Source organism: Tenacibaculum sp. HL-MS23 (assembly GCF_032463465.1).
Classification (GTDB): domain Bacteria; phylum Bacteroidota; class Bacteroidia; order Flavobacteriales; family Flavobacteriaceae; genus Polaribacter; species Polaribacter bernardetii.
Map to the genome: position 1 here is coordinate 1867363 of NZ_CP135989.1, position 23023 is coordinate 1890385.

General features: G+C 29.9%; 22 protein-coding genes. 11 read left to right on the plus strand and 11 right to left on the minus strand.

The genetic code is table 11. From position 1 onward, the window contains the following. Window positions 1-37: 37 nt before the first annotated feature. From RRF68_RS08730 to RRF68_RS08745, 4 genes are all read left to right on the plus strand, one after another. The gene (locus RRF68_RS08730; RefSeq protein WP_315944104.1) at window positions 38-1450 is read left to right on the plus strand and encodes a sensor histidine kinase; all 1413 of its coding nucleotides are present in this window, start codon (window positions 38-40) and stop codon (window positions 1448-1450) included. Window positions 1451-1498: 48 nt separating this feature from the next. Continuing rightward, entirely contained in the window at window positions 1499-2278 is a 780-nt protein-coding gene (locus tag RRF68_RS08735) for an enoyl-CoA hydratase/isomerase family protein (protein ID WP_218771746.1), read from the plus strand. Between the two features lie 6 nt (window positions 2279-2284). Further along, entirely contained in the window at window positions 2285-4003 is a 1719-nt protein-coding gene (locus RRF68_RS08740; RefSeq protein WP_315944105.1) for a helix-turn-helix domain-containing protein, read from the plus strand. A 227-nt stretch (window positions 4004-4230) separates the two neighbouring features. Further along, window positions 4231-4620: a hypothetical protein gene (locus RRF68_RS08745; RefSeq protein WP_315944106.1), complete on the plus strand. Its 390-nt coding sequence runs from the start codon at window positions 4231-4233 to the stop codon at window positions 4618-4620. 338 nt (window positions 4621-4958) lie between these two features. Here the strand turns inward: RRF68_RS08745 and RRF68_RS08750 are convergent, their stop codons facing one another. After that, complete coding sequence (locus tag RRF68_RS08750) at window positions 4959-5615, minus strand: HD domain-containing protein (protein WP_315944107.1); 657 nt, start codon at window positions 5613-5615, stop codon at window positions 4959-4961. A gap of 61 nt (window positions 5616-5676) precedes the next feature. Further along, window positions 5677-6684, minus strand: coding sequence for an aspartate-semialdehyde dehydrogenase (locus RRF68_RS08755; protein WP_315944108.1), 1008 nt, complete (start codon window positions 6682-6684; stop codon window positions 5677-5679). Window positions 6685-6901: 217 nt separating this feature from the next. On the opposite strand from RRF68_RS08755, the gene RRF68_RS08760 reads away from it, so the two are divergent. Beyond that, window positions 6902-7933 (plus strand): rhodanese-related sulfurtransferase, encoded by a 1032-nt coding sequence (locus tag RRF68_RS08760; RefSeq protein WP_315944109.1) that lies wholly within the window; start codon window positions 6902-6904, stop codon window positions 7931-7933. A gap of 77 nt (window positions 7934-8010) precedes the next feature. After that, window positions 8011-9093: a DNA polymerase IV gene (gene dinB, locus RRF68_RS08765; protein ID WP_218771752.1), complete on the plus strand. Its 1083-nt coding sequence runs from the start codon at window positions 8011-8013 to the stop codon at window positions 9091-9093. Here the strand turns inward: dinB and RRF68_RS08770 are convergent. From RRF68_RS08770 to rplU, 4 genes are all read right to left on the minus strand, one after another. Then, a complete protein-coding gene (locus tag RRF68_RS08770; protein WP_315944110.1) occupies window positions 9090-11003 on the minus strand; it encodes a tetratricopeptide repeat protein in 1914 nt (637 codons plus the stop codon). The genes dinB and RRF68_RS08770 overlap by 4 nt on opposite strands. A 2-nt stretch (window positions 11004-11005) precedes the next feature. Beyond that, complete coding sequence (locus tag RRF68_RS08775) at window positions 11006-11740, minus strand: LytR/AlgR family response regulator transcription factor (RefSeq protein ID WP_218771754.1); 735 nt, start codon at window positions 11738-11740, stop codon at window positions 11006-11008. A gap of 359 nt (window positions 11741-12099) precedes the next feature. Next, window positions 12100-12360, minus strand: a complete 261-nt coding sequence (rpmA, locus tag RRF68_RS08780; protein ID WP_218771755.1) for a 50S ribosomal protein L27 — start codon at window positions 12358-12360, stop codon at window positions 12100-12102. A 22-nt stretch (window positions 12361-12382) separates the two neighbouring features. Beyond that, window positions 12383-12868, minus strand: a complete 486-nt coding sequence (gene rplU / locus RRF68_RS08785) for a 50S ribosomal protein L21 (protein WP_218771756.1) — start codon at window positions 12866-12868, stop codon at window positions 12383-12385. A gap of 205 nt (window positions 12869-13073) precedes the next feature. Between rplU and RRF68_RS08790 the strand changes: the two genes are divergently transcribed. Beyond that, window positions 13074-14387, plus strand: coding sequence for a M16 family metallopeptidase (locus tag RRF68_RS08790; RefSeq protein ID WP_218771757.1), 1314 nt, complete (start codon window positions 13074-13076; stop codon window positions 14385-14387). A 21-nt stretch (window positions 14388-14408) separates the two neighbouring features. Then, window positions 14409-16460, plus strand: coding sequence for a pitrilysin family protein (locus tag RRF68_RS08795; protein ID WP_315944111.1), 2052 nt, complete (start codon window positions 14409-14411; stop codon window positions 16458-16460). Between the two features lie 54 nt (window positions 16461-16514). Here RRF68_RS08795 and RRF68_RS08800 read toward each other — a convergent pair whose 3' ends face one another. After that, window positions 16515-17387 (minus strand): DMT family transporter, encoded by an 873-nt coding sequence (locus tag RRF68_RS08800; protein WP_315944112.1) that lies wholly within the window; start codon window positions 17385-17387, stop codon window positions 16515-16517. Window positions 17388-17476: 89 nt separating this feature from the next. Here RRF68_RS08800 and RRF68_RS08805 point away from each other — a divergent pair, with 89 nt between their 5' ends. Both RRF68_RS08805 and RRF68_RS08810 read left to right on the plus strand, forming a co-directional pair. Then, window positions 17477-17953: a cation transporter gene (locus RRF68_RS08805; RefSeq protein ID WP_315944113.1), complete on the plus strand. Its 477-nt coding sequence runs from the start codon at window positions 17477-17479 to the stop codon at window positions 17951-17953. An 87-nt stretch (window positions 17954-18040) separates the two neighbouring features. Beyond that, window positions 18041-19081, plus strand: a complete 1041-nt coding sequence (locus RRF68_RS08810; protein WP_275315081.1) for a COX15/CtaA family protein — start codon at window positions 18041-18043, stop codon at window positions 19079-19081. A gap of 106 nt (window positions 19082-19187) precedes the next feature. Here RRF68_RS08810 and gldD read toward each other — a convergent pair whose 3' ends face one another. Genes gldD through mutY form a run of 4 tightly spaced genes read right to left on the minus strand, consistent with a single transcriptional unit; the run spans window position 19188 to window position 22561 of the window. Next, window positions 19188-19739: a gliding motility lipoprotein GldD gene (gldD, locus tag RRF68_RS08815; RefSeq protein ID WP_275315082.1), complete on the minus strand. Its 552-nt coding sequence runs from the start codon at window positions 19737-19739 to the stop codon at window positions 19188-19190. Next, window positions 19732-21033: a gliding motility-associated protein GldE gene (gene gldE / locus RRF68_RS08820; RefSeq protein WP_315944114.1), complete on the minus strand. Its 1302-nt coding sequence runs from the start codon at window positions 21031-21033 to the stop codon at window positions 19732-19734. The genes gldD and gldE overlap by 8 nt, the downstream gene beginning before the upstream one ends. Window positions 21034-21084: 51 nt before the next feature. Then, window positions 21085-21483, minus strand: a complete 399-nt coding sequence (locus RRF68_RS08825; protein WP_315944115.1) for a single-stranded DNA-binding protein — start codon at window positions 21481-21483, stop codon at window positions 21085-21087. A gap of 34 nt (window positions 21484-21517) precedes the next feature. After that, on the minus strand, window positions 21518-22561 hold the full coding sequence (gene mutY, locus RRF68_RS08830; RefSeq protein WP_315944116.1) for an A/G-specific adenine glycosylase: 1044 nt from the start codon (window positions 22559-22561) through the stop codon (window positions 21518-21520). Between the two features lie 129 nt (window positions 22562-22690). Between mutY and RRF68_RS08835 the strand changes: the two genes are divergently transcribed. Next, complete coding sequence (locus tag RRF68_RS08835) at window positions 22691-22984, plus strand: HU family DNA-binding protein (protein WP_218771765.1); 294 nt, start codon at window positions 22691-22693, stop codon at window positions 22982-22984. The last annotated feature ends 39 nt before the right edge of the window (window positions 22985-23023 follow it).

Sequence of the window (23023 nt, forward strand, 5' to 3'; positions counted from 1 at the left end):
TAAAAATATATCACTACGAATTAGAATCTTTTTATCAATGATACTTTTAGTATTGTTGGCCTCTATTTTAATTTTAATAGTTACCATAGTTCAATACGGTGAACAAACAGATGATTATAATATTTTACGCTTCAGTAGAAAAGAAAATGCCACAAAACACGATATAGAAATCGAGTTAAAGCGCAAAACAACATACCCTATAACAACTAGTAATTTAGCTAAAATATTTCAAGATCGTATTTATGATATTGCATATGTTCATAAACTTACCGTATCTATGTATGATATGGATGGAGGTCTTTTAAAATCATCTATTCCTTATAATTTTGATAAAAAAGAAGGCACCAATTTATCTATAGATATTATAAAAGAACTTGCTAACAATTCTGACCATAAAGTTATAAAAGATCGAGATGAAAAAGGAATTACCTATCAATCATCGTACACTTATATAACTGATACTAGGTTTAAACGAATTGGTATTTTAAAACTACAAATAGCACAAGACAATGAAGAGCAAGAAAAAGAGTTACGTGAATTTATATCACGTCTCTCACTAGTTTACCTCTTAATGTTTATTACCGCTATTTCATTAGCATATTTTTTATCGAGTTATATTACGCGTTCTATCCAAGCAATTTCTGAAAAAATTAAAGAAACCCGTTTAAATCAGCGGAATGAAAAAATTACATTGAATTCTGCCAGTTCAGAAATAAACTCTTTAATTGATTCTTACAATAATATGATTGATCAGTTAGAAGAAAGTGCTGTAAAACTTGCTAAAAGTGAACGTGAACAAGCTTGGAGAGAAATGGCCAAACAAGTAGCACATGAAATAAAAAATCCGCTTACACCAATGCGTCTTTCAGTTCAAAGCTTCGAAAGAAAGTTTAACCCAGAAGATCCGACCATAAAAGAAAAATTATCTGAATACAGTGAAACATTAATTCAACAAATTGATGTAATGAGCTCTATTGCTTCTGCTTTTTCAGACTTTGCAAAAATGCCTACACAACGTCGCGAAAGATTAGATGTAGTTGATATTGTTAAACATTCTTTAGATATTTTCTCTGAAGATTACATACATTACATTCCGCAAGAAATCGAACTATTTGCTAATTTAGATAAGACTCAATTAATTAGAATTTTAACTAATTTAATAAAAAATGCAACGCAGGCAATTACAGAAAATACAGCTACTCCTAGAATTGAAGTAAAGGTAACTTCTGAAGGGAATAATGTTAAAATTACTGTTTCCGATAACGGAAAAGGAATCATAGAACAAAATAAAGAATTAATTTTCGAGCCTAAGTTTACCACCAAAACAAGCGGAATGGGCTTAGGTTTAGCCATGATAAAAAATATAATTGAAGCATATGACGGCTCTATCAGTTTCACCTCAACAGAAAACATAGGAACCGTTTTTACAGTTATTTTACCTAAAAATTAAAAATTTACGCCTAGAGAATTTTCGCCAGGCCTTAAAAAACTCAATCAAATGAATTTCGAAAACATCTTAGTGTCTATCACTAACCAATTAGCAACAATTACTATTAACAGACCAAAAAAGTTAAATGCTTTAAATAGCGCTACAATTGAAGAGTTAAGTACAGCTTTTGAAGACTTAGAAGATGATGCAAATGTAAAAACAATTATTATTACTGGAAGTGGTGAAAAGGCATTTGTAGCTGGGGCAGATATTTCTGAATTTGCAAACTTCTCTGTAGAAGAAGGTGGTAGATTAGCTAGATTAGGACAAGAGTCGTTATTTAATCTCGTAGAAAACTTATCAACTCCTGTAATTGCAGCTGTAAATGGTTTTGCTCTTGGTGGCGGATTAGAATTAGCAATGGCTTGTCATTTTAGAGTAGCATCAGACAGTGCTAAAATGGGCCTACCTGAAGTATCTTTAGGTGTAATTCCTGGTTATGGTGGTACACAACGTTTACCTCAATTAGTTGGTAAAGGAAAAGCAATGGAATTAATTATGACAGCAGGAATGATATCTGCCGAAGATGCTAAACAATGGGGATTAGTAAATCATGTTGTTTCTTTAGAAGAATTAATACCTTTAGCAGAAAAACTAGCTGGTAAAATAATGCGCAATTCTTCTGTAGCAATTAGCGCAGCAATTAGAGCCGTAAATGACAACTTTAAAGACGGTGTAAATGGTTATGAAACCGAAATAGCTGAGTTTGGTGATTCTTTTGGAACAGAAGATTTTAAAGAAGGAACAACCGCTTTTTTAGAAAAAAGAAAACCAAATTTTCCTGGATAATAATTTATGGCACCTAAAAAAACTCTTCTTTTTTTTCTTTTTTTATTAACTATTAATCTTTCTGCACAAGAGATTAATAAAGATACTTATAAAGAAAAAATACTTAGTCTTTCGAATATCTTAGAAACTGAAAGTGAAGCAAGAAATCAGGTTGTTATAATTCAAAAAATGCTAAACCTGTCTAAAAAGAATAAAGATACTTTTCAGACAATTAGATTACTACATCAAATGGGACGGAAGTCTCAATTCCTTAACGAATATCATGTTTCAATAAAATCTTTTGAAAAAGAATTAGTATTATTTAACGCTTATAATTTAAGTAAACAAGAAAAAGAGATTATAGATTCTTTAAAAATTACACCTATCGAAATAATAGTTCAGCTAGGTAATAGTTATGCTGCTGTTGGTGAAACGAAAACGGCTTTAGCTTTTTATTCTAAAAGTGAACTTATTGCTAGTCAAGAAAATTTACAGTTTTACAAAGCTGTTATTCCTGTGCTTATTGGGGCTATGAATTATTCTGCAGGAGATTACAAGAAAGCTTTATTAAACTATAAAAAAGGATTAAATAGATTACAAACTACAACGGAAATTGATGAACGAAACAGAAATTTTAATAGTGCAATAACCATAACAAGTATTAGCGATACCTACATAAAACTTAAAAATATAGATTCTGCAAAATTAGTATTAAAAAAAGCTATCAAACAAGGATTAGATACACTTAATAATTTTATTCGGATAGGTTTTTATAGTCAAAATGCTAAAATTTTAATTGAAGAAAAAAAATATTCTGAGGCTTTAAATAAAATTAAGCAACTAAGTATTTTAAGCCACAAACATGACCCTAATTCTGGAAACTATTATTATTACAAAGAATTAACAGCAGCTTATACTGGATTAAAAAAATACGACTCAGCTATTGCTGTTATGGAAAAAGGGATTGAAATTGGATTAACAAAAACTAAAGAATTTTATTTAGTTGATGATTATAAAACTCTTGCAAAGACTTACAAGAAATCTGGCAATACTAAAAAATCAAATGAATATTTCGAGAAATATGTTTTGAACCAAACAGCATTAGAAAAAAATAAAAAAAACATTATAAATTCTTTTCATAATAAAGAGTTATCTAGTTTAGAATCTGAAAAAGAAAATCAAAAAAAAACAACTAAATATTTAATGATTACAAGTAGTAGTATTATTTTGTTACTTGTTTTATACTTACTTCGTTTATCTAGCAGAAAGAAAAAAGATTCTGATCGTTTTATTAAATTAATAAACAAGATAAACTCACTAGAGCAACAACAAAAAATAATAGATACAAAAGATAAAATTATAGAGGAAAAATTATCTATAGATATTAATAAGGAAACATTTAATGAAATTTTAGCCGGATTACATAAAATAGAAGAACAACACTATTATTTAAAACAAGAATGTAATTCATATAACATTGCACGAAAAATAAAAACAAATACCTCTTATTTATCTAAAGTTATAAACACACATTATCAGAAGAATTTTAATACTTATATAAATGATCTCAGGATAAACTATGTGCTATTAAAACTAAAGAAAGATTCTAAATTTAGAGCCTATGCTGTTCAATCTATCTCTGAAGAAATAGGTTATAAAAGCACAGACTCATTTACCAAATATTTTAGAAAAAGAACAGGGCTGCTACCTTCTGTTTATATTAAAAAATTGAACTCTATTAACTAAATAATTTTACTAATATATATATGAAGCCCTAAATTTATAAATTTAGGGCTTCATATATATAACAATTCATTAAAGGCAAAAAACAACCAAAAGCCTTGTTAACAAAGAGTTAAAATATTTTTTTTAACACCCTAATTTTCTAAAACTAGGTTTACTTTTCTTTTATAAAGGTATATTATGTATAATATTTGTTTCAGGAAATTAATCCTAATAAATAAATCAGAAGCATGGAAAAATTAACGAAAACAATAGTAAGAGCAACTTTATTTTTATGTCTTGGCGGGTTATTTGGTTATACAGTTACAACTACAATAAAAAGCATAGATAAATCAAGTGATATTATAGAGGTATTAAAAGACAATTGCGATTGTAAGGAAGTAAACCAAATTATATATGCAAAAGGAATTCAGGTTGGTAAAAACGGATTAAGTACTGAAAAAGGAGAATATCAACTAATTGACTGTAAGTTTGAATCAATAAAAAAAGAAACGGAAAAAATTCAAAACCTATTAAAATCAAAGATTAAAGGTTATGAGAATATTGATTTATTAGAACTAGAATTCGTAAACGGACAAAAAACTGAAACTGAAGTTATTAAGGATGGTATAATTCAATAAAAATATTATGATATCAATAATAACAAAAATAGTCATAAAGAGTATAATTATAATTGTTACTTTCTTAGCTGTAATATTTTAATAAAATATCTCATTATTTACAAAGCTTAGATATAATTTTTTCATATTCATTTAATATTAAAAACCTTAAAACCTAAACAATAAAAAAGCATCTAGAAATCTAGATGCTTTTTTAACAATTTAGGGGATTGTTATAGTTAATAAAGGGGAATTACTAACTCTTAAAACAAATATATATTATTTTTAAACATTCACAACTTATATTGCGGTTTTTTTATTTAAAATAAAAAATAAATAAACTATTCTTAAATAAACTACTATTTAACACCATTAAACTCATCGTAAAACTGTTGTAAAAAACCTTTCATATAAAAATGTCTTTCGTTGGCAATTTTTTTACCAGTTTCCGTATTCATCTTATCTTTTAAAAGTAATAACTTTTCATAAAAATGATTAATTGTTGGTGCTGTAGATTTTTTATACTCTTCTTTTGTCATATTTAAATTCGGAGCTATTTCTGGATCATATAAAGCTCTATTTTTAAATCCTCCATAATTAAAACAACGTGCAATTCCAATCGCTCCAATCGCATCTAACCTATCTGCATCCTGAATAACACTTAGTTCTGGTGAGCTAAATTTTTCTCCGTTCGTCAAACTTGTTTTAAAAGAGATATAATTAATAATATTTTCTATATGTATAATAATCTCTTCAGTAACTTGCTCGCTTTCTAAAAAATCTCGTGCCAACTTTGGCCCAACAGTTTCATCTCCGTCATAAAACTTAGCATCGGCAATATCATGCAATAAAGCACCTAACGATACTATAAACTCATCAACATCTTCATCAGCGGCTATTAATAAAGCATTTTTATACACCCGCTCTATATGAAACCAATCATGTCCTCCTTCTGCTCCCTTTAACGTTTCTTTTACAAATACTATGGTATTTGTAGTTATTAGTTCTTTATTCATTCTTCAAAAATAAAAATCCTGTACTAATTAGCACAGGATTGTATAAGTATAAAATTATATTTTAAACTGTAATCGATTTTTTAATCAAATTATTAGCAACTAAATATTCAGCTATTTGTACCGTATTAGTTGCGGCTCCTTTACGAAGATTATCAGAAACAACCCAAAGATTTAAGGTGTTGTCTTGAGATTCATCTCTACGAATTCTACCTACAAAAACTTCATCTTTATTGTGTGCTGTAATTGGCATTGGATATAAATTATTCGCCACATCATCTTGCACTATAATTCCTGCCGTATTATTTAAAATTTCACGAACTTCTTTTAAATCGAAATCATTTTTAAACTGTACGTTTACAGCTTCAGAATGCCCTCCTGCAGTAGGAATTCTAACCGCAGTTGCTGTAACAGAAAAAGAATCATCTCGTAAAATTTTCTTTGGCTCTTTTACCAATTTCATTTCTTCTTTGGTGTATCCGTTTTCTAAAAAAACGTCGCAATGCGGTAAAGCATTTCTTCCTATTTTATGAGGATACGCCATTTCACCGTCAATACCAGCCTCTTCATTATTTAATTGCTGAACAGCTTTTATACCTGTTCCTGAAACAGATTGATAGGTAGAAATTACCACACGCTTCATCTTGTATTTTTTATGCAAAGGCGCTAATGCCATTACTAGCTGAATCGTGGAACAGTTAGGGTTTGCAATAATTTTATCTTCGGACGTTAGCACATCTCCGTTAATTTCTGGAACCACTAATTTTTTGGTTGAATCCATTCTCCAAGTAGAAGAGTTATCAATTACCGTGGTACCAATTTCTGCAAACTTTGGTGCCCAAATTAAAGAAGTTTCGCCTCCTGCAGAAAACAATGCCAAATCTGGCTTCATTTTAACGGCTGTTTCTAAACCAACAACAGTATATTCAGTTCCTTTAAAATCAATTTTATTACCAACTGAACGTTCAGAAGCAACAGGAATTAATTCTGTTACGCCAAAGTTACGTTCTGCTAATATTTGTAACATTACATTACCTACCATTCCGGTGGCACCAACAACTGCTACTCTCATTTTTTATTATTTAGTTCTGTTAATCTATAATGATACAAAGGTTTAAAAAAATTGAATTAGTTGTATCTGTTTTTATTGATATTTTTAGTTAAAGTTCAAAAAACATCAAATTAAAGTAAAAAGTGTGGTTTTAAACAAAAAAAATCAAAAAAGAAGTACATTTGCAAAGATTTTATAAAAATCAACAAATATTTTGACTAACTAAAAAAAGTATAGCATGCAACTGTACAATAAGTTAAGCGCAAAAGAACGCGCTGCATTAATTGACGAAGCCGGTAAGGATCGTTTAACAATTTCTTTCTATCAATATTTTAAGATAGAAAATCCACAATTATTTAGAGATAAATTATTCCTAGAATGGAATGATTTAGAGGTTCTTGGTAGAACATACGTTTCTTACGAAGGAATTAACGCCCAAATGTCTGTTCCCGCTGATAATTTCTTACAACTTAAAGAACAATTAGATGCTATTTCTTTTTTAAAAGATATTAGATTAAATGTTGCAGTTGAACACGATAACAAATCATTTTTAAAATTAAAAGTAAAGGTTCGTAACAAGATTGTAGCCGATGGTTTAAATGATGATACTTTTGATGTTACCGATAAAGGTGTGCATTTAAATGCGAAAGAGTTTAATGAAATGTTAGCCAACCCAAACACTGTTTGTGTTGATATGCGTAATCATTACGAAAGTGAAATTGGGCATTTTAATGGCGCAATTACACCTGATGTAGATACTTTTCGAGATTCTTTAGATATTATTGAAGAAGATTTAAAAAACAATAAAGAAGATAAAAATTTATTGATGTATTGTACTGGCGGAATTCGTTGTGAAAAAGCTTCTGCTTATTACAAACACAAAGGTTTTAAAAACGTTTTTCAGTTAGAAGGTGGAATTATAGAATATACGCGTCAGGTAAAAGATGAAGGTATTGAGAATAAATTTATTGGTAAAAACTTCGTTTTCGATCACCGAAGAGCGGAGCGAATTACAGACGATGTAGTTTCTAATTGTCATCAATGTGGTAAAGCTTGCGATGAACATACTAACTGCGCAAACGAAGGTTGTCATTTATTATTTATTCAGTGTGATGAATGTGCAGAAAGAACAGAAAACACATGTTCTTCTGATTGTCAAGAAATTATTCAACTATCATACGAAGAACAAAAAGAATTACGAAAAGGCACACATGCCAGTAATAAAATATTTAAAAAAGGGCGATCTGAAGTTCTTAGATTTAAAAAGTAAATCAATTTAAAAGCACTCTTTCGAGTGCTTTTTCTTTTTAAATGAGTAATTTTATATTCTAATTTAGCATCCTAAAAATGTCTCTTCAACCACCATATCGTAAAATTATTCATGTAGACATGGATGCCTTTTATGCTTCGGTTGAGCAATTAGATAATCCTGACTTAAGAAATAAACCTCTTGCTGTTGGTGGTAATGAAATACGCGGTGTGGTTTCAGCTGCTAGCTACGAAGCTCGAAAATTTGGCGTTAGATCTGCTATGAGTGGTTTTCTCGCTAAAAAAAAATGCCCTCATTTAATATTTGTTCCCCCTAGGTTTGATCGTTACAAGGAAATATCTTCTAAGATTAGAGCAATTTTTTATGATTATACCGATTTGGTTGAACCTCTTTCTTTAGATGAAGCTTATTTAGATGTTACCGAAAATAAAAAAAGTAATTTATCGGCTAGTTTAATTGCCGAAGAAATTCGTGAACGTATTTGGAACGAACTCGAGTTAAGAGCATCCGCAGGAATATCAATTAATAAATTTGTAGCTAAAATTGCTTCTGACATTAACAAACCTAATGGTCAGAAAACTATTAATCCTGATGATGTTATTCCCTTTTTAGAACAGCTGTCTGTCAATAAATTTTACGGCGTAGGTAAAGTTACCGCTGCTAAAATGCATAATTTAGGTATTTTTAAAGGGCTAGATTTAAAGAAAAAAACACTAGAAGAACTTACTCTTTTATTTGGCAAATCTGGACTACATTATTATAATATTGTAAGAGGAATTCATAATAGTGAGGTAAAGCCAAATAGGATTCGAAAATCAGTTGCAGCAGAAACTACTTTTAATGAAAATTTATCTTCGGAAATTTTTATGCTACAACCTCTCGAAAAAATAGCAGATGAGTTAGAACGAAGAATGAAAAAATCGAATACAAAAGGAAAAACGATTACTTTAAAGATAAAGTACAGTGATTTTACACAACAAACTAGAAGTAAAACTACTGATAATTATATTCAGGATAAACAAGATTTTTATCCTATTATAAAAAAACTATTATATCAAGAATCTTTAAAAAACTCTGTTCGGTTACTTGGTATTTCTTTTAGCAACCTAAATACCGAAATAAAAGAAGCAATATGGGTACAATTAAAGTTTAATTTTTAAATTAAAGGTAGTTTTAAAGATACTTTTGTTCCTTTAATATTACCACTTTCATCAAGTAAATCGACATAAACTAATGAATAATCGTTTTGAAACTGAGAAGAGAAATTCATTAATCTTTCTTTCGTTAAATCAATGCCTATTGATTTTCTATTTAACGTTTTGTTACTTTTAATTCTAAAAGCTTCTTTACGACCAATTCCATTATCAACTATATCTATTTGAACAAATTCATCAGATATTTTCTCAACAGATAATACAACTTTTTTATCTCCCTTTTTTGAAGAAAGTCCATGCCAAATAGCGTTTTCTAAAAATGGCTGTAAAATTAATGGCGGTATTTTAATAACTTCTAAGTTAACAATTGAGCTTATTTTTTCTTCATATACTATTGCATTTGAAAAACGAATATTTTCAATACTCATATATAAAGTCATTGTTTTAAGTTCTTCTGCAAGGTTAACTTCTTTTACCGTACTAGATTCCAGAATACTTCTAATTAACTTTGAGAATTTATTTAAATATCGAACTGCATTTTTTTGTTCGTTATTTATAATATATAGTTTAATAGAATTCAACGCATTAAACACAAAATGAGGATTCATTTGTATTCTTAAAGCATCTTGCTCTAAAAGTAATATTTGTTTATCATTTTTTAACAAACGTTGTCTGTATATCGAGTACAATAAAACTCCAAATAAAGCAATCGATACCAGCGCGATAATTAAAATATTACGATTTCTTAGCAGTTTTAATTTAGTAATTTCATTTTCTTTTGCTAAGTCTTTTATTTTATTAGTATTTACTTCGCTATCATACCTATCTATAAGACTATTTACATACCTAACATTTTTATTGTTGTAAGTTCTTCTTTCTACATCTATAGATTTATGATAGTATTCTAAGGCTTTTTTATAATTCTCTTTTTTTTGATTTAACTCAGATAAGTGTGCATATGATAAAGTTAAGCTAGAAAGAATATTATTTTCTAAGCCTATTTTAAGTGCCCTTTCTAAATAGTCTTCAGCATCCTCATCTTTATTTAATTTTATTGAAACCCAACCATATGTATTGTAAACTTCAGACAAGTAATATCTATTACTTATTTCTTCTGCAGAAGCAACAACCTCTGCAATGTATTGGTATGCTTCATTATATTTTCCTTTTTGAATTAAAACATCAGCGATACTATTATGGCAAATTACTTTTCCTAATTTATCATTATTTAAGGTGTTATATCTTAAAGACTTTTGGTAATTTTCTAAAGCTAAATCTAAATCGCCAATATTTTTATAAGCGTATCCAATATTTTGATGATTAATTGCTAAACCTCTTTTATCATCTAAGCTATCCTGAATAAGAATAGATTGGTTAAACTTTTCTAAAGCTCTTCCATATTGTTTTAAAGCCAAATAAATATTCCCAATACTATTTATAGTAATACTATTACTCTTTTTAATATCTTCATTTGGACTTTCTATTTGAGTAACAATCTCTAAAGCTGCTTGATGGTTGTTTAATGCAGATCTAATTTTATCTTGACGCCTGTAAACAACCCCTAACTGATTTAATATTACGATTTCAGCCTCTTTACTTTCTATTTCTTTAGCGAGTCTTAGCGCCTCGTTATAGCTTTCTACTGCCTTATCATACTCTGTAATATTTCTAAATAAACGCCCTTCTACTTTTTTTGCAAATATTTCTCCTATTACATAATTACTCTTTTTGCTTTCCTCTAAAAGATTTTTTATCTGATTATCAGTAAACCTAGCTCTTTTAAAATGCTGTTGGAGTTTAAAGTAACTAGTTTCTTTTTTCAATAAAGCGCCAGTGATTAAACTGTCAACGTTATTTTGTGATAGACAGGTGATAGTAGTTAAAAAGAGTAAGATTGTTACAAGGAAGAATTTCATTTTTAAAATTTTTCTAGAAAATCAGATTTTCTCTGACGTGAAACTGGTATTTTATGATTGTCCTCTAAAACCACATAACCATCCGACCTTAAAAATTCTTTAATCTTGTTTAAGTTGATAATAAATGAATTATGTATTCTAAAAAAATGTTCTTCTGGGAGTAATAAATTAATCTCTTTTAACTTTTTTGTTATTACAATTTTTTTATTGTTGACTGTATGAATAGAACAATAATTACCGTCAGATTCAACAAATAAAATTTCCGATTCTTCTAAAAAAATTAATTTACCATCGGTATTTATTGTTATTTTTCTTTTTTTGAATTTTTTATTAAAGTTTGTTAGTATTTGCTCGAATTTTTCGTGGTTATTATTTTTAACATGATGACTTTTAACTCTGTTTAATGTTTCCTCTAAATCATCAGAATCTACAGGTTTAAGCAAATAATCGATCGCTTCATTTTTTAAAGCCTTTATTGCATACTCATTATAAGCTGTTGTAATTACAATTGCAAAATCTTTTTTATCTAATCTATCAAGTAATTGAAAACCATCCATTGTTGGCATTTCAATATCTAAAAAAAGACAATCGATGGCATTACTATTAATATATTTAATAGCCTCTTCTGCCTCCGTAAAGGTTTCTATAACCTCTAAATCAGTGTCAAAATTAGACAATTCCCAAGTAAGTCCCTGTATAGCTTTAGGCTCGTCATCAACAATTACAGCTTTTAACATATAGTAGTATTTCTATCAAATGTAACTGATATTAATGTAATAATAAAACGTTAAAAATGAAGAAACGATCTAAAGAACATAAAAAATTACCTAAAAAAACAATACAAAAACCATCTACACACAAATTAAGACCATTTACACATTAGCAACTTTTTAAAATATATTTACGCCATATATTTGTTATATAATACACAAGGGAATCGTATTGATAAATTGGGGGATTCATCAATAAGAAATTAAAAAAACAAGCATTACTTTATAGTAGTGTTTTTTTTTGCATTAAATTTAATTTCGTTTTAAAACATAAAAAAGCTCAAACAACAAGTGTTTGAGCTTTAATTTATTAAATCAAAAATTTCTTAAGCCTCGAAAGGAACTATAGAAACGTATGACCTGTTGTCTCTTTTCTTTCTGAATTCAACTACACCATCAACTCTAGCATGTAAAGTATGATCTTTTCCCATATAAACATTTTCACCTGGGTTGTGAGTTGTTCCTCTTTGACGAACAATAATGTTTCCTGCAATTGCAGCTTGTCCTCCAAAAATCTTTACTCCTAGTCGTTTCGATTCTGATTCTCTACCGTTCTTCGAACTACCGACACCTTTTTTATGAGCCATCTCTCTAAGTTTTTAAAGTTAATTATTTGCTTAACGCTTCAATTAATTCTGCTTTCTTTAAAGAAGTATATCCTGAGATACCTTTTTCTTTAGCTAAAGCTTTTAATTCAGCAACAGTCATTGAACTTAAGTCCTTAGATTCAGCTTTTGCCTCAACCTTAGGAGTTTCTTTTTTAGTTACTGTTTTTTTAGCACCAGATGCAGCAATTCCTTCGATTTGAATCTCAGTTAAATACTGTCTGTGTCCGTTTTTCTTCTTGTAACCTTTTCTTCTTTTCTTCTTGAAAACGATTACTTTATCACCTTTTAAGTGACGTAATACCTTTGCAGTTACTCCTGCACCTGTTATAGCTGGGGCGCCAATAGTTACGTTCCCTTTGTCTTCAATTAGCATTACATTATCAAAAATTACTTCTGATCCTTCTGCGTCTTGTAAACGGTGTACGAATACCTTTTGGTCTTTTGCTACTTTAAATTGCTGCCCTGCTATCTCTACGATTGCGTACATACTTTTTGTTTTGCGTTATACTTATTTTACACTTTCTTAGTGAAAATGCGGATGCAAATATACATTTTTTACAACAAACAAGCTTTAATTCAGTAAATTAATATTCAGTTTGTAAAAAAATAATTTATTCTACCTTTTTTAATGTAACGAATATCCTAATTTCACGTCACATATAATAAAATCAGTTAAAACTAAAATTTTATCAATGAAAAAAAGTATTATAACTCTTAGTGCTGCTTTGTTTATTGGCTTTGCTGCTAATGCACAAAAAGTAGCCTTTGAAGAGTACGATTTAAGTAATGGAATGCATGTGATTTTACATCAAGATAAATCTGCACCTGTAGTAACAACAGCTGTAATGTATCATGTTGGAGCAAAAGATGAACAGCCAGATAGAACAGGTATGGCTCATTTTTTCGAACACTTATTATTTGAAGGAACTAAAAACATTAAAAAAGGAGATTGGTTTAAAATTGTTTCTTCTAACGGAGGTAAAAACAATGCAAATACAACCGATGATAGAACATATTACTACGAAGTCTTTCCTTCTAATAATTTAGAGTTAGGTTTATGGATGGAATCTGAACGTTTATTACACCCGGTTATTAACCAAGGTGGTGTTGATACTCAGAATGAAGTTGTAAAAGAAGAAAAAAGATTACGTGTAGATAATCAGCCTTACGGTAGCTTTTTAGAGAACGTTAAAAAGAACATCTTTAAAAAACACCCTTATAAAGGAACTACTATTGGAAAAATGAAACATTTAGATGACGCTACTTTAGCTGAATTCTTAGCGTTCAATAAAAAATTCTACGTTCCTAATAATGCAACTTTAGTTGTTGCTGGTGATATTGATATTAAAACAACCAAGAGAATGGTACAAGATTATTTTGGCCCAATTCCTAAAGGTGCAGAAATAACCAGAACCTTCTTAAAAGAAGATCCTATTACTAAGCAAATAAACGCAAAGGCATACGATGCTAACATTCAAATACCTGCTATAGTTAATGCCTACAGAACTCCATCTATGAAAACAAGAGATGCTAGAGTTTTAGATATGATTTCTACTTATTTAAGCGATGGTAAAAGCTCTGTTTTATATAAAAAATTAGTAGATACTAAAAAAATGGCATTACAAGTTGGAGCTTTCAGTTCTAACCAAGAAGATTACGGAACCTATATTGTTTATGGTCTTCCTTTAGGAAAAACATCTTTAACTGATTTAACTAAAGAAATTGATGAAGAGATTGCAAAGATTCAAACGAATTTAATTTCTGAAAAGGCATATCAAAAATTACAAAACAAATTCGAAAACAATTTTGTGAATGCGAACGCTAGTGTTGAAGGAATTGCGAATTCATTAGCTCGCTACAATGTTTTATATGGTGATACTAATTTAATTAACACAGAAATTGACATTTACCGTTCAATTACCCGTGAAGAAATTAAAGAAGTTGCTAAAAAATATTTAAATCCTAATCAACGATTAGTTTTAGAATATTTACCAAAAAAGAAATAAATCAAAAGACAATAATATATTATGAAGACAAAAATAGTATCACTTATCGCAATTTTAGCAATGTCTTTTGCTACAACTGCACAGATAGATAGAAGCGTACAACCCAAGCCAGGACCAGCACCAAAAGTACAGTTAGGTAAAGTTGATAAATTTACATTGCCAAACGGGCTACAGGTTATAATGGTTGAAAACCATAAATTACCAAGAGCTTCTGCAAGTTTAACTATTGATAACAAAGCTGTTGTTGAAGGAAACAAAGCAGGTTTATCTGGTATGATGGGAAGCTTATTAGGCCGCGGAACTACAAATATTACAAAAGATGAATTTAACGAAAAGGTAGATTATCTTGGTGCTCGTGTTAACTTTTTTAGTTCTGGAGCTGCTGCTGCATCATTAAAAAAATACTTTCCTGAAGTATTAGGGTTAATGGCAGACGGTGTTAAGAACTCTCAGTTTACCCAAGAAGAATTCGACAAAGAGGTTAAAGTTACTTTAGACGGATTAAAATCAAATGAAAAAAGTGTAACAGCAATCGCAAGAAGAGCTGAAGGTGCTTTAATCTATGGTAAAAACCACCCTTTTGGTGAATTTACAACCAAAGAATCTATCAGTAATATTACACTTACAGATGTTCAGAATAATTTTGACACCTATTATAAACCAAATAATGCTTATTTAGTAATTGTTGGAGATATAGATCCTTCAGAAACTAAAAAAATGGTAACAAAACTATTTGGTGACTGGAAAAAAGGAAATGTACCTGCGGTTGCTTTTTCTAAGCCAGAAAACGTAAATACTACCGAAATTAACTTTATCAACATGTCTAATGCAGTACAATCAGAAATTGTAGTTGCAAATAACATCGATTTAAAATTAGGTGATAAAGATTATTATGCTGCTTTATTAGCAAACAGTATTTTAGGTGGTGGCGGAACTGCTCGTTTATTCATGAATTTACGTGAAGATAAAGGGTATACTTATGGTTCTTATTCTAGTGTTAGACAAAGTAGAGATGCTGCAACATTTAGAGCAACAGCAAGTGTTCGTAATGCCGTAACAGATAGCTCTGTTGTAGAAATACAAAAAGAAATCAACAAAATTCGTTATCAAAAAGTATCTGCTGAAGAATTAAAAAATGCAAAAGCTAAATATGTTGGTAATTTTGTAATGGAGGTTCAAAAGCCTGCAACTGCTGCTCGTTATGCTTTAAACATTGCACTTTATAACTTGCCTGCAGATTTTTATGAAAACTACTTAAAAAATATTAACGCTGTAACTTTAGACGATGTTCAAAATGCAGCAATTAAATATTTTAGAGGTGATAAAGCGCGTATTATAATTACTGGTAAAGGAATTGAAGTTTTAAAGAATTTAGAAAAAAATTCTGATTATAAAATCAACTATTTCGATACTGAAGGAAACCCTACTACTAAGCCAGCAATGACTCTACCTATTCCTGCAGGAATGACTTCTGCAAATGTTGTAAATAAATATTTTACTGCAATTGGAGGGAAAGACAAAGTTAAGGCTGTTAAAACAGTAACTATAGTTTCTAACGCAACAATTCAAGGAACTCCGTTAGCGATGACTGTTAAAGCTGCTGCACCAAACAAAACGTCTCAGTCAATTTCTGTGATGGGTAATGTAATGCAGAAATCTGTTTTTGACGGAACTAAAGGATATTCTGAAGCTAGAGGTCAGAAAACAGCTATGACGCCAGAGCAAGTTGAAAAAGCAAAAAATAGTAATGCTCTTTTTAGTGATTTAAAATACACTGCAGGTAAATTATTAAGAGTAGAACCAATAGAAGGTAAAAATGCTATTGTTTTAAAATATAATGACACTGAGGTTTATTATGATATGACTTCTGGATTAAAAGTAAAAGAAGTTAAAACAGTAAAAACTCCAGATGGTAAAGAAACTAAAGTACCAACTGTGTTTTCTGACTATAAAGAAGTAAACGGAATTAAATTTCCACATTCAATTGGATTAAAATCAGGACCAATGAATTTAAACTTCGTAGTAAAAGAAATAAAAATTAACGAAGGTGTTTCTGATGCTGATTTTCAGTAAATAGAAAAACGTTAAAACAAGTAAGAGAGCCAAAGCGAAAGTTTTGGCTCTTTTTTATTTTGATCTATTTGTAATCCAAACTCCAAATAAGATAACTCCACCAGCAAGCAATTGAATTACACTTAATTGCTCACCATCTATAATTCCCCACATTACTGCTATAATCGGAATTAAATAAGTTACAGACGAAGCAAAAATTGGCGAAGAAATATGCACTAAATCATTAAATATCACCTTTGCAATTGCTGTTCCTAAAATTGATAAAACAATTATATATAATAACGCTGGCTTAGTTTCAGAGTTTAATTCAAATTCAGTAAAAAAACCTGTACAACCTAATATTATTAACACAGGAATTATCACTATTAAAAAGTGCCCTGTAGTAATAGTAAGCCCGTCTAAATCATGTAAGTATTTCTTTATAATATTTACATTAAACGCATAACCTACTGAAGAAATAATTGGCAACAAAGCATACCAATAATTCTGATTTGGATTTAAGTCTGCTCCTTTTAAAATTAAAATTATCGTTCCAACCAAGCCTATAAAAATTCCTATAAACTGCCTTTTCTTAAAGGCAAAACCAAACACTAAAGCACCAATAATAAAAGTATTAAATGGTGTTAGTGAATTTAATATTGATGCTATTGAACTATCGATTCCTTTAATTGCGTAGGCAAACAAAAATGCCGGAAAAAAGGTACCGACTAAAGTACTTATGAAGACATATTTCCAATGTCTCTTTTTTATTTTTCGTAAACTTTTAAAACCAACTATAATCACAAAAATAGCAGCAAAAAAAGTTCGTAAAGCAGCCACATGTATAGGCGATATACTTATTAATGCTTTTTTCATTAAAATAAAAGAACTTCCCCAGACTAGTGAAAGAACTACTAAATAGAACCATTTTCGTTGTTGATTATTCATTACCAATTCATTTAAGCACAAAATTCGTTTATTAATATCTATAAATTTGATTTTATTAATAACTTTGCTAAATAACTCAATAAATTAAAATGATGAAAATTCAAAAAATAATATTCGCTTTAACTCTTGTTAGTTTTTTAGCCGTTGGATGCAAAAACGAAGCAAAGAAAGATGACGCTACTAAAGAAGAAAAAACTGAAGTTACTGCAAATACAAAAGAGCTTTCTTTAAGTATTTCAGGAATGACTTGCGAAATAGGATGTGCTAAAAAAATAGCATCTGATTTATCTAAAAAAGAAGGTGTATTAGAAGCTAACGTAGTATTTAACGATAGTATTGCCAATGTAAAATATAATGCAAACATTACTAATAAAGCCGATTTAATTGCTTTTGTTGAAGGGATTGGTAGTGGTGATATGTACAAGGCTTCAGAAACAAGTAAAAAAGAATGCAAAGAAGGTTGCACTATGACTTGTTGCGCTAAAAAAGACACAGAAAAGAAAACCTGTGATGCTGACTGTAAAAAAGAATGCTGTACAAAAGGTGATGCTGAGAAAAAAGCATAAATTTTATCTTAAAAATAAAAATCAAGCTTCTCTTTTGAGGGGCTTTTTTTATGCGTTTATATTATCTTTGTAAAAACATTTCTTCTGATGAAAAAACATTTTCCGCTCATAGTAAAAATTTCGTTAATTGCTGTATACCTTATTTTTTTAGCAGGATCTGTAGTTCGTATGACAGGATCCGGAATGGGCTGCCCAGATTGGCCAAAATGTTTCGGATATTACATTCCGCCAACTTCTGAAGAGCAAATTACTTGGCAACCCAATACTACATATGAAGAGGGAATGATAATCGTTAAAAACGAGGTTTTATTCGTTGCTGAGAATGATTTAAAAACAACAACAGAGTTTAACAATAATAACTGGGTAAAATATACCAAACACAGCTACGCAAAATTCAATAAATTTCATACTTGGACAGAGTACATTAACCGATTAGCTTCTGCTTTGGCTGGAATTCCGTTTTTGTTTTTAATTTTCGTTTCCACCAAATTCTGGAGAGAAAAGAAAATTATTACCCTTTTATCATTCGGAGCTTTCTTTTTAATGCTTTTTGAAGCCTGGCTAGGTAAAACTGTGGTAGATTCTAACTTAAAACCTACTATTATTACCATTCACATGGTTGGTGGTTTAGTTATTGTTGGCTTGCTATTATGGTTACTATTTATAGTTTCTAAAAAGCCGTTAGATGCTACTCAAAATAGTAAACCTACTGCATACAATTCGCTTTTTAATAAATTGTTAATCATTTCAGTAGTATTTTCTTTAGTTCAAATTGCACTAGGAACTCAAGTTCGTCAGTTTATTGATGAGCAAGTCAAATTATTCGGATTCGACAACAAGCAATATAGTTTGCTAAACCCTAGTTTTAAATTTTACTTTCACCGTTCATTTACAATTGCGATTGTATTAGTAAACATGGGGATATTTTACTTAAATCAAATTAAAAACTTAGGGTACAAATTGGTAAACTGGATTGTGTTTTTGATTTTTCTAGAAACCATGACAGGTATTTTAATGTATTATGCTGATTTCCCTATCGGAACGCAAGCAATACATTTACTTTCTGGAGCTATTTTATTCGGATTACAATTTTACTTATTACTACAAAATAGAAGTGTAAAAGAATAAGTTTATGGTAACAAAACTTCATAAAATTTCTAGCCCCGATTGTAGCATTTGTTTGAGCTCCTCGCAGAGAGCGAGTGCGGAAAGCGGGAAATAGCTTTAACAAAAATTAATCCTCCCACTCTAAGGTTTCCAACATATGAATCATATCTTTTTTGATATATTCAACTGCTGGTAAAATAGAATCGTAATTAGGTTTTGTATAAAAAAACAGCGATCCTTTTAAAAAATGACTTGTACTGTCAGTAACATGAAATTGAATTTGTGAGGCCGCATTTCCTGAGATTTCACACATTTTACCATATATTTTTTTATCGGTATCTGCATAATCTCTCCATGAAATATGATCGGCTTTTACGGTATGTTCTAGCACTAATTTTTCAGCTTCAACCAACAATTCTTTTAAATTATCATTTACAGGTCGGTACGTAATATCTACCGAAGCCTTTAATTTAGGATATTGAATTTTTAACCAATTTTGCGGCAAAGTTTTAACAGTCGCATTTTTAGCAATATCAAAACGGTAAGGTCTTGTTTTATTCAACTTGTTATATCCTTTTTCTGGATATTCAAGACTTAAATAACCTTTAGGTTTTGGTAAACTTTCTTCACCACAACTTAATAATAACATTGCTGATATCAACAATAAAAATTTATGCATTTCGTGTTGCTTTTACTTGTTTTATACGTTTCTTATCTAACGCCTCTATAGTAAACGTATAAATGTTAAAGATTATTTTCTCACCCTTTTTAGGAAACTTACCAGACACTTCTAAAATAAAACCTGCTATGGTTTCACTTTCTCCTTTTAGTTCTTCAAACTTCTCTTCATCATCATCTTCTAATACGCGACAAAAATCTTTGATGGTTGTTTTACCTTCAAAAATATAATTATTTTCATCTATTTTCGAATATGACAAATCTTCATCATCAAATTCGTCATTTATATCTCCTACAATTTCTTCTATAACATCTTCTAAGGTTACAATTCCGCTTGTTCCACCATATTCATCTACAACAATTGCTAAGTGTTTTTTCATTTCTTGAAACTCGCTTAACAAATCATCTAATTTTTTGTTTTCTGGTATAAAAAAAGCTTCGCGTAATAGTTTTTGCCACTGAAAACTCTTCTTATTTAAATATGCTAATAGATCTTTTGCATATAAAACACCTTTAATATTGTCTATATTTTCGTGATAAACAGGAATTCTTGAATACCCATTTTTTAAAATCATCTTTAAAACCTCTTCATACGAAGTATCGTCTGCAATTGCACAAACATCGGTTCTTGGTTTCATAATTTGTACTGTTTCTGTATTACCAAAACTTACAATTCCTTCTAATATTTTTTGTTCTTCCTTTGTTGTAGCTCCGCTTGATGTTAATTCTAAAGCTTGTGATAAACGCTCTACAGAAAGGTTATTATTCTTGTTTCCAAGCTTATTTTCTACAATACTGGTTAGCTTTATAAGAGGCGTACTTAAAGGCGTTAAAAGAATATTTAAAACCTGAATAGGCTTCGCCATAAAACTAGCAAATTGCATCGATTTTCTGGTCGCATATACTTTTGGCAAAACTTCCCCAAACAATAGAATTAAAAAGGTTACTAAAACAACTTCTATTAAAAACTTTATTCCACCAGAAAGTCCGCTAAAAAAAACCTCACCTAAGGAGGCAAATATTAGTACAATAAGAATATTTATAAAATTGTTTGTTATTAAGATTGTTCCTAATAATTTCTTCGGATCCTCTAGAAGCGACACAACGGTACTTTGTCCTTTTGATGAGGATGAAAGTTCGTCTATTTGAGTTTGTGATATTGAAAAAAAAGCCACTTCGGTTCCTGAAACCAAAGCTGAGCAAACTAATAAAAAAAGTAATGCAAAACAGTTTATTGTGGTTAACCAATTAATGGTTGATAAAAGTAAAAACAAGGAGTTGGGTTCTGTATCCAATTTTTATAATTTAAGTAAACTAGAATGGTAAATCATCATTATCTGTTGGTGCTACATTAGGTGCAGCATTATTTTTTTTACTATTTCTGTATTAGAACCTCCGTTAGTTAGGTCTTTTTTTGTTGACAGAAAGGTCATTTCTTGTACCTGAATTTCTGTAGCATAACGTTTTTGCCCGTCTGCTTCATACTGACGCGTTTTAATTCGTCCTTCGCAATACACTTTATCTCCTTTTGTTAAATATTTTTCACAAATTTCTGCTAGTTTATTACGTACAACAATATTATGCCATTCTACATTGGTGACTTTCTCGCCTGTTTGGCGATTTGTATACGTTTCGTTTGTTGCCAAAGGAAAACGACCAATAGCATTACCGCCTTCAAAATAATGCATTTTTACGGCATCACCTAAATGACCTATTAAAATAACTTTATTAATTGTACCTGCCATAATTTACTGTATAAAATCAAATATACAAAATTTACTATTTGTTCTCTGAAAATTCGTTTAAAAACTTATCAATCAAAACAGGCACCGGATATTGCTTAATGTCTTGCCATAAAATAGTTTTCTCTTCGGAATTTGAAATTTTAACAATCCAAAATTTTGTAAATAAATGCTGATGTGATAATTTATGAACAATATCTTCTTTATTAAATAAAGACAACAACGTTTCTTGAGGGAAAAGAGTTAAAAATTGCTCACTAGCAACTAATGCCTTTTCAGATATTGGTTCTTTTGTTTCAATTAACGGAAATTGATACATTCCTTGCCAAATACCTTTACCTATTCTTTGCTCGATAATTGTTTTTTTATCATCTGTAACAACTACCAAGAAATTAAAATAACGCTTTTTTATTTTGATTTTCTTCTCTTTTACTGGAAGTTCTTTAATTTGCTTTTTAGCCAACGCAATACAGCTTTCAGATAACGGACAAGAATCACATAGCGGATTTTGTGGTTTGCACTGCGTTGCTCCGAAATCCATTATAGCCTGATTATAAGTTCCTGGCTGAGAAACATCAATTAATGTTTGTGCTAATTCTTTAAACTCCTTTATTCCTTTTGATGAGTTTATTGGCGTGCTGATTCCGTAATAACGCGCCAAAACTCGGTACACATTTCCATCAACAACTGCCACAGGTTCATCATAACAAACAGAGGCTATTGCAGAGGCTGTATAATCTCCAATTCCCTTTAATCTTAAAAGCTCTTTATAGTTTTTTGGAAAAACTCCATTAAGTTCATTAGCTATGTATTTTGCGGTAAAATGTAGGTTTCTTGCCCTTGAATAATACCCTAAACCTTGCCACAATTTAAGCACCTTGCTTTCATCAGCCTTTGCCAAGTCAAACACTGTTTCAAACTCTGTTGTAAAGGTCATAAAATATGGCAATCCTTGTGCTACTCGTGTTTGTTGTAACATAATTTCACTTAACCAAACCAAGTAAGGGTCTTTAGTTTTACGCCAAGGCAAATCTCTTTTGTTTTTTAAATACCAGTAAATAAGTTGGTTAGCAAATATCATTTATGTAAATTGAGCCAGCGAAAGTACTCTATTTTATTTACATTTTTTTATTCTTATTATTTTCGGAATAGATTAATTATCATATATTTGCACCCTCATTTTTAAAAATAAATTCAAAATATATATAGAATGACAAAAGCAGATATCGTATCTAAAATTTCAGATAAGAGTGGAATTGAAAAAGCAGATGTTTTAGCAACTGTTGAGGCATTTATGGACGAAGTAAAGGATGCATTAGAGAGCGGAGATAATGTATATTTAAGAGGTTTTGGTAGTTTTATCATCAAAACTAGGGCAGAAAAAACTGGTAGAAATATTTCAAAAAATACGACTATTAAGATTCCTGCACACAACATACCTGCTTTTAAACCATCAAAAGTGTTTACAGAAGGTGTGAAAACTAAAGTTTCTGTAAAAGAATAAAATTATTAATCAGAGGTCTTTAACTTCTAAAGACTTTAT

What these genes read in the sequence shown, in the direction of transcription:
- RRF68_RS08730 (WP_315944104.1), top strand. Translation starts at nt 38, where the DNA reads ATGATACTTTTAGTATTGTTGGCCTCTATTTTAATTTTAATAGTTACC.
- RRF68_RS08735 (WP_218771746.1), top strand. Translation starts at nt 1,499, where the DNA reads ATGAATTTCGAAAACATCTTAGTGTCTATCACTAACCAATTAGCAACA.
- RRF68_RS08740 (WP_315944105.1), top strand. Translation starts at nt 2,285, where the DNA reads ATGGCACCTAAAAAAACTCTTCTTTTTTTTCTTTTTTTATTAACTATT.
- RRF68_RS08745 (WP_315944106.1), top strand. Translation starts at nt 4,231, where the DNA reads ATGGAAAAATTAACGAAAACAATAGTAAGAGCAACTTTATTTTTATGT.
- RRF68_RS08750 (WP_315944107.1), bottom strand. Translation starts at nt 5,615, where the DNA reads ATGAATAAAGAACTAATAACTACAAATACCATAGTATTTGTAAAAGAA.
- RRF68_RS08755 (WP_315944108.1), bottom strand. Translation starts at nt 6,684, where the DNA reads ATGAGAGTAGCAGTTGTTGGTGCCACCGGAATGGTAGGTAATGTAATG.
- RRF68_RS08760 (WP_315944109.1), top strand. Translation starts at nt 6,902, where the DNA reads ATGCAACTGTACAATAAGTTAAGCGCAAAAGAACGCGCTGCATTAATT.
- dinB (WP_218771752.1), top strand. Translation starts at nt 8,011, where the DNA reads ATGTCTCTTCAACCACCATATCGTAAAATTATTCATGTAGACATGGAT.
- RRF68_RS08770 (WP_315944110.1), bottom strand. Translation starts at nt 11,003, where the DNA reads ATGAAATTCTTCCTTGTAACAATCTTACTCTTTTTAACTACTATCACC.
- RRF68_RS08775 (WP_218771754.1), bottom strand. Translation starts at nt 11,740, where the DNA reads ATGTTAAAAGCTGTAATTGTTGATGACGAGCCTAAAGCTATACAGGGA.
- rpmA (WP_218771755.1), bottom strand. Translation starts at nt 12,360, where the DNA reads ATGGCTCATAAAAAAGGTGTCGGTAGTTCGAAGAACGGTAGAGAATCA.
- rplU (WP_218771756.1), bottom strand. Translation starts at nt 12,868, where the DNA reads ATGTACGCAATCGTAGAGATAGCAGGGCAGCAATTTAAAGTAGCAAAA.
- RRF68_RS08790 (WP_218771757.1), top strand. Translation starts at nt 13,074, where the DNA reads ATGAAAAAAAGTATTATAACTCTTAGTGCTGCTTTGTTTATTGGCTTT.
- RRF68_RS08795 (WP_315944111.1), top strand. Translation starts at nt 14,409, where the DNA reads ATGAAGACAAAAATAGTATCACTTATCGCAATTTTAGCAATGTCTTTT.
- RRF68_RS08800 (WP_315944112.1), bottom strand. Translation starts at nt 17,387, where the DNA reads ATGAATAATCAACAACGAAAATGGTTCTATTTAGTAGTTCTTTCACTA.
- RRF68_RS08805 (WP_315944113.1), top strand. Translation starts at nt 17,477, where the DNA reads ATGATGAAAATTCAAAAAATAATATTCGCTTTAACTCTTGTTAGTTTT.
- RRF68_RS08810 (WP_275315081.1), top strand. Translation starts at nt 18,041, where the DNA reads ATGAAAAAACATTTTCCGCTCATAGTAAAAATTTCGTTAATTGCTGTA.
- gldD (WP_275315082.1), bottom strand. Translation starts at nt 19,739, where the DNA reads ATGCATAAATTTTTATTGTTGATATCAGCAATGTTATTATTAAGTTGT.
- RRF68_RS08825 (WP_315944115.1), bottom strand. Translation starts at nt 21,483, where the DNA reads ATGGCAGGTACAATTAATAAAGTTATTTTAATAGGTCATTTAGGTGAT.
- mutY (WP_315944116.1), bottom strand. Translation starts at nt 22,561, where the DNA reads ATGATATTTGCTAACCAACTTATTTACTGGTATTTAAAAAACAAAAGA.
- RRF68_RS08835 (WP_218771765.1), top strand. Translation starts at nt 22,691, where the DNA reads ATGACAAAAGCAGATATCGTATCTAAAATTTCAGATAAGAGTGGAATT.